Source organism: Citrobacter sp. TBCS-15, assembly GCF_005280815.1.
In the GTDB taxonomy this organism is placed as follows: Bacteria; Pseudomonadota; Gammaproteobacteria; order Enterobacterales; family Enterobacteriaceae; genus Citrobacter; species Citrobacter werkmanii.
Window position 1 is genome coordinate 487,133 of sequence record NZ_SZWK01000292.1, and the last position, 12,976, is coordinate 500,108.

The 12,976-nt window shown below is 52.6% G+C and carries 15 protein-coding genes; 3 read left to right on the forward strand and 12 right to left on the reverse strand.

Annotation, left to right across the window (positions count from 1 at the left end):
* Window positions 1-20 precede the first annotated feature (20 nt).
* Window positions 21-404 (reverse strand): fluoride efflux transporter CrcB, encoded by a 384-nt coding sequence (crcB, locus tag FDW96_RS19900; protein ID WP_003831281.1) that lies wholly within the window; start codon window positions 402-404, stop codon window positions 21-23.
* A 90-nt stretch (window positions 405-494) separates the two neighbouring features.
* Between crcB and FDW96_RS19905 the strand changes: the two genes are divergently transcribed.
* The gene (locus FDW96_RS19905; protein WP_061381654.1) at window positions 495-1,283 is read left to right on the forward strand and encodes a deaminated glutathione amidase; all 789 of its coding nucleotides are present in this window, start codon (window positions 495-497) and stop codon (window positions 1,281-1,283) included.
* A gap of 128 nt (window positions 1,284-1,411) precedes the next feature.
* On the forward strand, window positions 1,412-1,615 hold the full coding sequence (tatE, locus tag FDW96_RS19910) for a twin-arginine translocase subunit TatE (protein WP_042309820.1): 204 nt from the start codon (window positions 1,412-1,414) through the stop codon (window positions 1,613-1,615).
* Window positions 1,616-1,712: 97 nt separating this feature from the next.
* Here the strand turns inward: tatE and lipA are convergent, their stop codons facing one another.
* From lipA to FDW96_RS19960, 10 genes are all read right to left on the reverse strand, one after another.
* Window positions 1,713-2,678 (reverse strand): lipoyl synthase, encoded by a 966-nt coding sequence (lipA, locus tag FDW96_RS19915; protein WP_042309819.1) that lies wholly within the window; start codon window positions 2,676-2,678, stop codon window positions 1,713-1,715.
* A gap of 206 nt (window positions 2,679-2,884) precedes the next feature.
* Window positions 2,885-3,526 (reverse strand): lipoyl(octanoyl) transferase LipB, encoded by a 642-nt coding sequence (lipB, locus tag FDW96_RS19920; RefSeq protein WP_042309816.1) that lies wholly within the window; start codon window positions 3,524-3,526, stop codon window positions 2,885-2,887.
* A 112-nt stretch (window positions 3,527-3,638) separates the two neighbouring features.
* Window positions 3,639-3,902: a DUF493 family protein YbeD gene (gene ybeD, locus FDW96_RS19925; RefSeq protein ID WP_003022706.1), complete on the reverse strand. Its 264-nt coding sequence runs from the start codon at window positions 3,900-3,902 to the stop codon at window positions 3,639-3,641.
* A gap of 106 nt (window positions 3,903-4,008) precedes the next feature.
* On the reverse strand, window positions 4,009-5,220 hold the full coding sequence (gene dacA / locus FDW96_RS19930) for a D-alanyl-D-alanine carboxypeptidase DacA (protein ID WP_038638745.1): 1,212 nt from the start codon (window positions 5,218-5,220) through the stop codon (window positions 4,009-4,011).
* A 142-nt stretch (window positions 5,221-5,362) separates the two neighbouring features.
* Window positions 5,363-6,457 carry an endolytic peptidoglycan transglycosylase RlpA gene (gene rlpA / locus FDW96_RS19935; protein WP_137366174.1) on the reverse strand — a complete coding sequence of 365 codons (1,095 nt, stop codon included), beginning with the start codon at window positions 6,455-6,457 and terminating at the stop codon, window positions 5,363-5,365.
* Window positions 6,458-6,467: 10 nt separating this feature from the next.
* Window positions 6,468-7,580, reverse strand: coding sequence for a peptidoglycan glycosyltransferase MrdB (gene mrdB, locus FDW96_RS19940; protein ID WP_006685529.1), 1,113 nt, complete (start codon window positions 7,578-7,580; stop codon window positions 6,468-6,470).
* A 2-nt stretch (window positions 7,581-7,582) separates the two neighbouring features.
* Window positions 7,583-9,484 (reverse strand): peptidoglycan DD-transpeptidase MrdA, encoded by a 1,902-nt coding sequence (mrdA, locus tag FDW96_RS19945; protein WP_042309811.1) that lies wholly within the window; start codon window positions 9,482-9,484, stop codon window positions 7,583-7,585.
* A 30-nt stretch (window positions 9,485-9,514) separates the two neighbouring features.
* Window positions 9,515-9,982, reverse strand: a complete 468-nt coding sequence (gene rlmH, locus FDW96_RS19950; RefSeq protein WP_003022725.1) for a 23S rRNA (pseudouridine(1915)-N(3))-methyltransferase RlmH — start codon at window positions 9,980-9,982, stop codon at window positions 9,515-9,517.
* Window positions 9,983-9,985: 3 nt separating this feature from the next.
* A complete protein-coding gene (gene rsfS, locus FDW96_RS19955) occupies window positions 9,986-10,303 on the reverse strand; it encodes a ribosome silencing factor (RefSeq protein ID WP_003022728.1) in 318 nt (105 codons plus the stop codon).
* 254 nt (window positions 10,304-10,557) lie between these two features.
* Window positions 10,558-11,169 (reverse strand): adenosylcobalamin/alpha-ribazole phosphatase, encoded by a 612-nt coding sequence (locus tag FDW96_RS19960; RefSeq protein WP_042309809.1) that lies wholly within the window; start codon window positions 11,167-11,169, stop codon window positions 10,558-10,560.
* Window positions 11,170-11,265: 96 nt separating this feature from the next.
* Here FDW96_RS19960 and cobD point away from each other — a divergent pair, with 96 nt between their 5' ends.
* Window positions 11,266-12,360, forward strand: coding sequence for a threonine-phosphate decarboxylase CobD (gene cobD / locus FDW96_RS19965; RefSeq protein ID WP_061381698.1), 1,095 nt, complete (start codon window positions 11,266-11,268; stop codon window positions 12,358-12,360).
* Here cobD and nadD read toward each other — a convergent pair.
* Window positions 12,335-12,976 carry a nicotinate-nucleotide adenylyltransferase gene (gene nadD / locus FDW96_RS19970; RefSeq protein WP_137366175.1) on the reverse strand — a complete coding sequence of 214 codons (642 nt, stop codon included), beginning with the start codon at window positions 12,974-12,976 and terminating at the stop codon, window positions 12,335-12,337. The two genes, cobD and nadD, sit on opposite strands and share 26 nt — an antisense overlap.

The window sequence follows — 12,976 nt, forward strand, 5'->3', positions numbered from 1 at the left end:
AATTGCGGGTTTTTTTCGCTCTAATGTGCGGGAGAGGCAGAAACCAGCCAGAATGCCAGAGCGGTCATCGCAAATGATCCCAGTAGATTAACCAGCACATTCACCATAGCCCAGCCAAAGCGTCCTTCCTGAAGTAAAAATACGACCTCTGCCGAGAAGGTGGAGAACGTTGTCAGCCCGCCGCAAAAGCCGGTAGTAATCAGAACCTTCCACATTGGATCGATGTTTGTCATACGATTAAACCACGCCAGACCCATACCAATGATAAACGCGCCAAGTAAGTTTGCCGCCAGTGTACCGAATGGAATAGCCTGATGCAGTGGGTTGAAGCGCATGCTCAACATCCATCTTGCTACGCTACCTGTACCACCACCGATAAAAACCGCTAAAAGAAGTTGTAACACAGCTAAATCCTGCTATTTGATTGTATATAGGGTGAGTGTAACGCTGAATAATCGTTGTTGGCGAGCCTGACAAACTTTTCTGGAGGGAATATGTTCGTTGCAGCAGGGCAGTTTGCCGTGGGACCTTCGTGGGAAAAGAATGCAGAAACCTGCGCCTTATTGATGTCCCAGGCCGCAGGAGAGGGAGTATCGTTGTTGGTATTACCGGAGGCGTTGCTGGCCCGTAACGATATTGACCCTGACCTGTCAGTAAAGTCAGCACAATTGCTGGAGGGTGGGTTCCTGACGCGTTTACTCCAGGAAAGCGCGCAAAATGAGATGACGACAATCCTGACGATTCATGTTCCTTCTGTGCCAGGCCGGGCATTTAACATGTTGGTGGCGTTACGAGGAGGCCGGGTGGTTGCCCATTATGCAAAATTGCATCTTTACGACGCGTTCGCGATTCAGGAGTCGCGGAATGTCGATGCCGGAGACGCCATAGCGCCGCTGCTGGACGTAGACGGATTAAAGGTAGGGTTGATGACCTGCTATGACCTGCGTTTCCCTGAGCTGGCGTTAGCGCACGCTCTGCAGGGGGCAGACATCCTCGCTTTACCTGCCGCCTGGGTGCGGGGAGCACTAAAAGAGCATCACTGGGCAACATTGTTGGCGGCAAGAGCCCTGGATGCCACTTGCTATGTTATTGCGGCTGGAGAATGTGGTAATAAGAACATTGGTCAAAGCCGGGTCATCGACCCCTTTGGCGTGACCATTGCCGCAGCGGCAGAAACGCCGGCGCTGATTATGGCCGAGGTTTCAGCAGAGCGGGTGAAGCAGGTCAGGGCCCAACTTCCGGTATTAAGTAACCGACGCTTTGCGCCACCGCAATTATTATGACGTTTTTTTAAACAAGGCTTGATTCACCTTGTTACAGATTGCTATTGTGTGCGCGCGTCGAAAGGCCGTTAATATTCTCAGGTTAATATGGCGCTTTATGCAGCCTGGTTTAAGTTAAGAAGGTATCTATGGGTGAGATTAGTATTACCAAACTGCTGGTGGTTGCCGCACTGGTCGTTCTGCTGTTTGGTACCAAGAAGTTACGTACACTGGGTGGAGACCTGGGAACGGCAATTAAGGGCTTTAAGAAAGCGATGAACGACGATAATGCCGATGCCAGAAAAGAGGCTGATGGTAGCGTTCAGGCGGAAAAGCTCTCTCATAAAGAGTAATGTCAGGAGCATGATGCTCTTACTGTGTGCTCTGTATGAAAAAAACCGGCAATTTGCCGGTTTTTTTATTGCTGAAATGTAAGTGAGTATTACACGATTACTTCACTTCCAGCCCTTTGGCCTGCATGTCAGCGTGGTATGAAGAACGAACGAATGGGCCGCAGGCTGCATGGGTAAAGCCCATCGCCATGGCTTCGGCTTTCATCTCGTCGAACTCATCCGGACTGACGTAGCGTTGCACTGGCAGGTGATGGCGGCTCGGCTGTAAATACTGCCCCAGCGTCAGCATGGTCACGCCATGGCTGCGCAGATCGCGCATGACTTCAATGATTTCGGCATTGGTTTCACCCAGACCTACCATCAGACCCGATTTAGTCGGGATCTCCGGGTGCGCTTCTTTGAAACGCGCCAGAAGCTTCAGCGACCAGTTGTAGTCAGCTCCCGGACGTACGTTACGGTAAATACGCGGTACGTTTTCCAGGTTGTGGTTAAATACGTCCGGCGGTGTGGCCGTGAGAATATCCAGCGCGCGATCCATACGACCACGGAAGTCAGGCACCAGAGTTTCGATCTTAATCGACGGACTTTTCTCGCGAATAGCGGTGATGCAGTCAGCAAAATGCTGAGCGCCGCCGTCACGTAGATCGTCACGGTCAACGGAGGTAATGACGACATAGCGCAGCGCCATGTCCGCAATGGTCTGAGCCAGTTTCAACGGCTCGTTGGCATCAGGCGCAACCGGACGGCCATGGGCAACGTCACAGAATGGGCAACGGCGAGTACAGATTGCGCCGAGGATCATAAAGGTTGCGGTTCCGTGATTGAAACATTCAGCCAGGTTAGGGCAGGAAGCTTCTTCGCAGACAGAGTGCAGGCCGTTTTTGCGCATTGCCGCTTTGATGCCCTGGATGCGAGTGGAGTCCGCTGGCAGTTTTATTTTCATCCATTCCGGTTTACGCAGCAGGGCTTCACGCTCTGTTGCCACATTTTTAACCGGGATAAGAGCCATCTTATCGGCATCGCGGTATTTAACACCGCGTTCCATCACAATGGGTTTACTCATAGCTTGCGTGTTCCAGTTGCGAATTACGAAGGAAAGCGTTTCAATTCAAGGGAATGTTGCATTTATCAACTATTTTTGAATTAGTGATACGCAGTATATCATTGAAACGGGCCAGAAAGCAGCCTGACAGGCTGGCAAAATGTAAAATAGTTGTTGTTTTGTGCCATTTGCCGCAACATATGCCGTGGCAAAGTATGACCGCATTTTTAGTCCGCAACGTATTCGTGCGGTGGGTTACCCAACAGCGCCAGAATGTTGGCCAGCAGGCGTGGGCGAATGCTCTCAGTGGTGGCCGCGCTATCCCATTGCGATACTTTTGCCATTTCCATTCCGGCATAACCACAAGGATTGATACGCAGGAAAGGCGACAGGTCCATATCCACGTTGAGCGCTAAGCCGTGAAATGAACATCCCTTACGAATACGTAACCCTAATGAGCAGATTTTCTTCTCACCGACATAAACGCCAGGCGCGTCGGCTCGCGGGTGGGCGTCGATGCCAATTTCCGCAAGGGTATTGACGACAGTTTGCTCCAGCAGCGTAACCAGCTCGCGAACACCCAGTTTGCGGCGTTTCAGGTTCAACAGCACATACATGACCTGTTGGCCCGGTCCGTGGTAGGTCACCTGACCACCACGATCGCTCTGAATCACCGGAATATCTCCCGGCATCAGTACGTGCTCGGCTTTACCTGCCTGACCCTGAGTAAAGACAGGATAATGCTCTACCAGCCAGATTTCATCATGACTGTTTTCATCGCGGGTATCGGTAAATTCGTGCATGGCCAGAGAGACTGGCTCGTAAGGTTGAAGACCGAGCTGGCGGACCAGAATTTTATCCTGATACAAAACGGCATCTCCGTAGATACTCACACAGAGTAGAGAATGTTAAAGAGGGGAAAAGTATATCACAGGAGGAAGAGGTTACCCGAGCGGGGATGCAGCGGGTAACCGACAGGTTTTACAGCACCATGCGTACGATATCGATATTACCTAATTCTTCGTACAGCGTTTCAACCTGCTCAATGTGTGTAGCAGTGATGGTGATAGAGACCGAGTGGTAGTTGCCTTTGCTGCTCGGTTTTACCGTCGGAGAGTAATCACCTGGCGCATGGCGCTGTACCACTTCAACCACCTGATCAACCAGCTCAGGCAACGCCTGCCCCATTACTTTGTAAGTAAATGGAGTAGGGAATTCAAGCAGTTCGTTAAGTTTGGTTTTCATGTCAGCTCCGGCGTTACATCAAAAAATAATAACTCCCACAGCGCGTGGGAGTTATCTGGATACCTAGTATATGGGGACGTAAATCACACTTTCAAGTGTTCGATTTTTAGCCAAACCAGTGGTGGAACATTAATTTAATGTAATCAATGATTTTCCCAAAGAAGTTGCCTTCCGGGATTTCCTGCAGCACGACCAGTGGGCGCTGCTCGATGGTTTTGCCATCAAGCTGGAAGTTGATAGTACCGACAACCTGGTTTTTCTGCAGCGGCGCGTGCAGTTCAGTGGTGTTCAGCACATAACTTGCTTTCAGATCTTTCATACGGCCGCGAGGAATAGTCAGGTAGACATCCTTATCGACACCTAACGATGCGCGATCGGTGTTACCAAACCAGGCGGGTTCTGAGGCAAATTCTTTACCCACTTTCAGCGGGTTGACGGTTTCGAAGAAACGGAAGCCCCAGGTCAGCAGTTTTTTGCTTTCGGTTTCGCGACCTTTATAGGTGCGACCACCCATTACGGCGGAGATCAGACGCATCTGGCCTTCGGTTGCGGATGCAACAAGGTTATAGCCAGCTTTATCGGTGTGACCGGTTTTGATACCGTCGACATTCAGGCTGTTATCCCACAGCAGACCGTTACGGTTTAACTGACGAATGCCGTTAAAGGTGAACTCTTTTTCTTTATAGATAGAGTATTCATTAGGCACATCGCGAATCAGCGCCTGACCAATCATCGCCATATCGCGGGCTGAACTGTACTGACCGTCAGCATCAAGACCATGAACGGTCTGGAAGTGGGTGTTTTTCAGACCCAGCGCGTTCACATAGCTGTTCATCAGGCCGACGAAAGCGTCCTGGCTACCGGCAGCGAAGTCAGCCATCGCCACACATGCGTCGTTCCCGGACTGCAGGTTAATACCACGGATCAACTGAGAGACAGGAACCTGCATGCCTGGCTTGAGGAACATCAGCGATGAACCTTTAAAGACCGGGTTACCCGTAGCCCATGCGTCATTGCCGACGGTGACCAGATCGGTTTCTTTGAACTTCCCGGCTTTCATCGCCTGGCCGATGACGTAGCTGGTCATCATTTTGGTCAGGCTGGCGGGGTCGCGGCGAGTGTCAGCATTCTGTTCTGCCAGAACTTTACCTGAATTGTAATCAATCAGGATATACGACTCCGCATCGATCTGCGGAACGCCGGGGATCATGGTTTTAATATTCAGGTCATCGGCATGTGCAGCAGAGAGAGTAGCTGCGCAGAGAGCCGCGGTGAGCGCCATACGCTGCACGAAACGAGCGGAAAAAGTGGTCTTCATGGTCTGAACTACGACGTCCGTGATGAAATTAAAAAAAGTGCCCTACTATAGCAAATGCATAACGGGCAGGCATCTGACTTTCCGCGTGACTTTGTTAATGTCATTTACGGAAATTGACAATTCAGATACCCGGTTTACGTTATTACATGCCGGTGATGAAGGACTGTAATTGCGCCTCGGATTGAAGACGCTGCTGCAATGAGGAGGCTTCAGTTTTGCTGGCGAATGGCCCCATCTGAATACGCCATACCGCGCCGTTTTGCACTACCCGTCCTGGGACGCCAAACTGCTGACTTAAGCGCTTTTGATACTGCTGCGCTCGGGTTTGATCGCTAACGGCACCGACCTGAACGACATAGCGTCCGTTGGTCGCAGCGGTTGGCGCGGCAACGGTCGCTGGCGCTGATACCGGGGCAGTTGATGCTGTGGGTGCGGCGGTTACAGGCTGTGGCGCAGGCGCGGGTTCACTGCCTTCAAGCACACCAGCAGCAAGCGTTGTCGGTGCGCCGAGGAAACCACTGCTGTTGACCGGCGCACCGCTGGCATCTTCGCTTTTCAGCGTGGAATTGCTGATAGGGCGGATGTCATTTTGCGGCTGGCCCGCATCCGGTGCGGAAGACATAGTGCCACCACCGCTTAAATCTGGGCGAGCGGGCAGGGCATAGGTTTGTTTCGCCACGGTCGTACAGGCCATACCCGGGCCGGATAATGAACCATCCTGAGCGACGATGATCGGGTCGATACGCACTTTGGTGTTGTTAGACGTGTTCAGTCGATCGGCGGCGGCACGTGAAAGTGAAATTACGCGATCGTTGCCATAAGGGCCGCGATCGTTAATGCGCACGACGATCATCCTGCCGTTTGCCAGGTTGGTGATTCTGGCATAGCTTGGGATCGGCAGCGTCGGGTGCGCAGCGGTCAACTGCATTGGATCAAACGCTTCACCAGACGCGGTTAAATTGCTTCCAGGCTCCGCATCATAAATAGCGGCAAGCCCGGCCTGGCTAAAGCGGGAGGGATCTTGGACTATTTTGTAGCTCTTACCATCACGCTGGTAGTCCTGATTCGCCGTTGGGTTCAGGGGTTCAAAGCGCGGATCGGCCCCGCTGATTTCAACAATCGGACCATTACACACCGCAGGCTGCGGCGCGACAGCAACCTGTTGCTGACCATCATCATTCGAACACGCCGCGAGCATTCCTGCTGCGATGCAGATACCAAGCCACTGCTTACGCATTGCGTACCCCTTACACGCTTTTCGACAACATTTTTCTATGGGTGTGGATCGACATAACAATCCCGAACCCGGCCATCAGCACGATCAGTGCCGAGCCTCCGTAACTGACCAATGGGAGTGGAACCCCAACCACAGGGAGAATACCGCTCACCATACCAATATTTACGAAGACATAAACGAATAATATCAACATTAAACCACCCGCCATGACGCGGCCAAAGGTGGTTTGTGCGCGAGCCGCGATCCACAACCCGCGCATAATCAGCAAAATGTACAGCGTCAGCAAAATCAAGATTCCCACCAGACCCAGCTCTTCCGCTAAGACGGCGAAGATAAAGTCAGTGTGGCGTTCGGGTAAAAACTCAAGCTGCGACTGCGTACCGTGCAGCCAGCCTTTACCGCGTAATCCGCCGGAACCAATAGCAATTTTAGACTGAATAATGTGATAGCCCGCGCCCAGCGGATCAGTTTCAGGGTCGAGTAACATCATGACGCGCTGACGCTGGTAGTCATGCATCAGGAAGAACCACAGTATCGGAATAAACGCGGCGACCAAAACGACTGCCACACCGATTAAGCGCCAGCTCAAACCAGAAAGGAACAGGACAAACAGGCCAGAAAGGGCAACCAGAATTGAGGTGCCGAGGTCAGGCTGAGCGGCAACCAGCAGCGTGGGCATAAAAATCAGCACCAGCGCAATCGCGGTATTTTTTAGCGATGGCGGGCAGACGTCGCGGTTGATGAAGCGTGCGACCATCAGCGGCACGGCAATCTTGGCGATTTCAGAAGGCTGAAAGCGCACGATACCCAAATCCAGCCAGCGCTGGGCGCCTTTGGAAATAGCGCCGAAGGCGTCAACCGCCACCAACAGAATGATGCAGAAGATATAGAGATAGGGCGCCCAACCTTCATAAACCCTGGGCGGAATTTGCGCCATCACCACCATGATGACCAGGCCCATCGCGATCTGGCCGACCTTACGCTCCATCATGCCAATATCCTGGCCGCTGGCGCTCCAGATGACCAGCGAGCTGTAGACCAGCAGAGCCAGCAAAATAAGCAACATTGTGGGATCGATGTGGATTTTGTCCCAAAATGTTTTTTTGTTCGGATTATCCGTCACGATTATTGGTCCTCAGCTGCTGCAACCGCTGGGTTTTCCGCAGGCAGATTGGTGTTGTTGTCGCCCAACATAATGTGGTCAAGGATCTGGCGCATAATCGTCCCTACAGCCGGACCCGCACCGCCGTTTTCAAGGATCATGGCGACAGCGACCTGGGGGTTATCGTAAGGTGCGAAGGCCGTCATTAACTTGTGGTCACGTAAACGTTCGGCGATTTTATGCGCGTTATAGGTTTCATTAGCTTTCAGGCCAAAGACCTGTGCGGTACCGGATTTCGCCGCAATTTTGTATGGCGCGCCAGCGAAATATTTATGTGCAGTCCCGTTAGGGCGGTTAGCGACGCCGTACATACCGTCTTTGGCGATTTCCCAGTAACCGGAATGAATATCGCCAACGGGCGGTTCGTGCGGCTGAACCCATGGGACTTGCTTGCCGTTTTCTGCCGTGCTCATCAGTAGATGCGGGACTTTTACCAAACCGTCGTTGATAAGGATCATCAGCGCTTTACTCATCTGGATAGGGGTTGCCGTCCAGTAACCCTGACCGATGCCGACCGGAATGGTATCACCCTGGTACCATGGCTTTTTAAACCGTTTTTGCTTCCATTCTCGGGTTGGCATGTTTCCGGAACGTTCTTCGGCAAGATCGATGCCCGTATATTGACCGTAGCCAAACTTGCTCATCCACTCGGAAAGCCGGTCTATCCCCATATCATAGGCGATTTGATAGAAAAACGTATCCGCGGACTCTTCCAGAGAGCGGGTGATGTTCAGGTGGCCGTGACCCCACTTTTTCCAGTCGCGGTAACGTTTCTCTGAGCCGGGTAACTGCCACCAGCCCGGATCGAACAGACCGGTATTGCGAGTGATGACGCCTGCGCTTAACGCAGAAACCGCAACGTAAGGCTTAACCGTCGACGCTGGAGGATAAACGCCTTGCGTGGCGCGGTTAACCAATGGGGTATTCGGGTCATTGAGCAACCCGGAGTAATCTTTACTGGAGATGCCATCCACAAACAGGTTGGGGTCGTAGCTTGGCATGGAGACCAGCGCCAGAACGCCACCGGTACGCGGGTCGGTGACCACCACGGCGGCGCGGCTCCCCGCCAACAGCGTTTCAATATACTGCTGGAGCTTCAAATCCAGCGTGAGATAAATATCATGCCCGGCCTGCGGCGCGACCTCTTTAAGCTGACGAATGACACGACCGCGGTTGTTGACTTCAACTTCTTCATAGCCGGTCTGTCCATGCAGCACGTCTTCATAATAGCGTTCAATACCGAGCTTACCGATATCGTGCGTCGCCGCGTAGTTAGCCAGTTTGCCGTCTTTGTCCAGGCGGTCCACGTCTTTATCGTTGATCTTCGATACGTAGCCAATCACGTGGGTCAGGGCGGAACCGTAAGGGTAGTAGCGGCGTTTATAGCCTTTGACTTCAACGCCAGGAAAGCGATATTGATTAACGGCAAACCGTGCGACCTGAACTTCCGTCAGGTTGGTTTTTACCGGAATAGAGGTGAAGCGGTGTGAACGGGCGCGCTCTTTTTTAAACGCGGCAATATCGTCGTCCGTCAGATCTACGACGTTGCGCAGCGCGTCGAGCGTATCCTGAATGTTGTCTACCTTCTCCGGCATCATTTCAATCTGATAAATGGTGCGGTTAAGGGCAAGCGGAATTCCGTTGCGGTCATAAATAATGCCGCGACTGGGAGGAATAGGTACCAGTTTAATGCGGTTCTCGTTCGAACGTGTCTGATAATCAGTAAAACGAACGATTTGCAGATTATACAGGTTGGCGATCAGCACGCCGGTCAGCAGCAAAATCCCCAAAAAAGCGACCAGCGCCCGGCGCACAAACAGCGCGGACTCAGCCGAATAGTCGCGAAAAGAATTCTGTAGTTTCATCCGCTGCTTAATCTACTCAAGAATCAATGATCACTCACGGTGATAAGGATGGTTGGTGGTAATGCTCCACGCCCTGTACAGACTCTCCGCTACCAGAACCCGAACAAGAGGGTGAGGAAGGGTTAACGCAGAGAGTGACCAGCTTTGTTCCGCCGCTGCTTTACAAGCGGGAGACAGACCTTCCGGCCCGCCGATCAGCAGACTGACGTCGCGGCCGTCCAGTTTCCAGCGCTCCAGTTCGGTCGCCAGCTGCGGCGTGTCCCAGGGTTTGCCCGGAATATCAAGGGTGACGATGCGGTTCTTGCCTGCGGCGGCCAGCATCTGCTCACCCTCTTTATCGAGAATGCGTTTAATGTCCGCGTTCTTGCCGCGTTTTCCTGCCGGGATTTCGATCAGCTCAAAGGGCATATCTTTCGGAAACCGACGCAGATACTCGGTAAATCCAGTTTGTACCCAGTCAGGCATTTTCGTACCCACAGCGACAAGTTGCAGCTTCACGCATTAACTCCAGAGTTTTTCCAGTTCGTACAGGCGACGGCTTTCTTCCTGCATCACGTGGACAATCACATCGCCGAGGTCAACGACGATCCAGTCAGCGACGTTCTCGCCTTCCACGCCGAGCGGCAGCAGGCCAGCTGTGCGGGACTCCTGAACAACGTGATCTGCGATGGACATAACGTGACGGCTGGACGTGCCAGTGCAGATAATCATGCAATCAGTGATGCTGGATTTGCCCTGAACGTCTAAGGCGATGATGTCTTGACCTTTCAGGTCATCAATTTTGTCGATTACAAAATCCTGGAGTGCTTTACCCTGCAAGTGTTCCCCCTGGGTGAAAAGAGTTAAAAACGTCTGTTAGTATACCTGAACCAGAGGCGATATCGGGACAAATGTCTCCGAAAGCGCTTTTGAAGTGCGCTATCATCCCACCCCACGCCACAGAATGCATCGCCATTTTTGTAAAACAATTTCTGCAAAGCTCTGAAAGGCGGGAAAAGTCAGGTTGCGGAGGATAACAGCCTGTCAGGGGGTGTCAATGGGAGAGAGGCCCTTCGGCAGAAAAAACCGCGCATTCACTCCCCGTCATGCCATACGGCTCGGCTATTAAGCACTTTCAGTACCGCGAAATCGTCACATAAATCTATCGCGCTCCAGCAGCCTTGTTCGACGCGGAAATGCCACATTGCCGCAGCCGGCATGGACAGCAGGCGGGCAATCAAAACGCTCAGCACGCCCTGATGACTCACCACCAGCAGATTTTGACTCGCTTTATAATCGGCAAGCTGGGCAATGAAGCGTTCAACCCGCTGAGAAAATGCCTGAAAGCCTTCGCCATTTGTTGGCGTTGCGTTCTGCCAGTCGTTACACCATAAGGCGTAATTTTCAGCGTCTTCACGTGCTAAATCGCGATGGTGGCGCATTTCCCAGTCACCAAAAAACATCTCATTCAGCTCAGGCATAATACGTACCGGGAGGTCGCGATCGCCTAAGATCAACCGGGTTGTATGGCGGGCGCGTTCGAGTTCGCTGCAAAGCACGTTGTCAACGGGAAGATTATGTAACAACTTGCCCACTGTTTGCGCCTGTGCGATCCCCCGCTCCGTTAGCGCAGTGGGAGCGTGGCCGCTGTATAATCCGGCGACATTGGCGTCGGTTTCGCCATGCCGTACTAACCAGAGTCTCATGTTTTCCTCGTGAAGCTATTCGCACAAAATATGATGTTTGCCCTGATTGCGCAGAGTTTTTTCACTAAAATACCCTTTTTTACGTGGAGCGGCACGATGTCTTTATTGAAGAGCGCGCATGGTGGTAATACCCGAGAAGCCGCCGAATTGTTGGGTATCTCGCCTGAACAATTGCTGGATTTTAGCGCGAATATTAACCCGCTGGGTATGCCAGCAAGTTTAAAACGCGCGATTATCGACAATCTGGACAGCGCGGAGCGTTACCCGGATGTCGATTACGCTCAACTGCATACGGCACTGGCGGATCATCATCAGATTCCGGCCTCGTGGATCCTGGCCGGAAACGGTGAGACCGAGTCTATTTTTACCCTGGTGCATGGCCTCAAGCCAGGCCATGCGATGATCGTCACGCCCGGGTTTGCGGAATATCGTCGGGCGTTGCAATGGGGGGGGTGTACGATTCATGAATTTGCGCTGCGTGAAGAGGATGGTTGGCAGCTTACCGAGGCCATCCTCGATGCGTTAACCCCAGAACTGGACTGCCTGTTTCTCTGTACACCTAACAATCCCACCGGATTACTGCCCGATAACCACCTGCTACACGAGATTGCTACCCGTTGTGAGCTGCTTGGGATCACTCTGATCCTTGATGAAGCATTTATTGATTTTATTGCCGGTGAACCGGGGTTTATCCCGCTGCTGCACGGGAATCCACATATTTGGGTGCTGCGCTCGCTGACTAAATTCTATGCGATACCGGGATTGCGCCTGGGGTATCTGGTCAACAGTAACGAACACGCCGTTGCACAGATGCGTAGCCAACAAATGCCGTGGTCAATTAATGCGTTTGCTGCCCTTGCAGGCGAGATTATTTTACCCGATAGCGCCTATCAGCAGGCGACGTGGAAATGGCTGGAGCAAGAGGGGGCGCGGTTTGATCAACAGTTGCAAGCACTGTCCGGCCTGACGGTGTATCCCGGCCGGGCAAATTATCGTTTATTACGCTGCGATCGGGAGGATGTTGATCTGCAACGCGCCATGCTCGAACAACATGTTTTGATCCGCAGTTGCGCCAACTATCCAGGACTGGATACGCGTTATTATCGGGTGGCCGTTCGCAGCATGGAAGAGAATAACCGACTGCTGGCGGCATTACGCAAGGCGCTTAGCGGTACAGCCCTTGTTGATTGATATAGTCAAGCACAGCGCCTGGCAGTAAGTCGTCGCACGGCTCGCCTTTTTCCAGGCGTTCGCGGATCAGCGTGGCGGAGATATTAAACCACGGCGTTTCGGCCAGGTAAATTTTCCCGCAGGGCAGGTTGTGCAGGTCTTCCGGCGAATGGGTCAGATGATCCTCCAGCCAATGCTGGTGCTTTTCCTGCGCCATTTCGAGTGGATAGCCCGGACGTCGGCACACAATAAGATGTGTGTTACCCAAAATCGTGTGGTAGTCATGCCAGGAAGGAAAGGTTAGCAGCGAGTCCTGACCAATAATAAACGCTAACGGCACGTCCGGACCTTGCTCTTCGCGCCACTCTTGTAGCGTTTGCGCGGTGTAGGAGGCGGTATCGCGTTTGAGTTCGCGTTCATCCAGAGAAAACAGCGGCTTATCAGCAATGGCCAGTTCAACCATACGCTTACGTTGTTCGCCGGATGCTTCGGGTTGCGCGCGATGTGGCGGCACGTTATTGGGCATGATGATGACCCGGGAAAGGCCAATCAGATTCGCCAGAATTTCAACCGGTTTAAGATGACCATAATGCACCGGATCAAAGGTGCCGCCGAACAGAGCCTGCAATGATTTCAT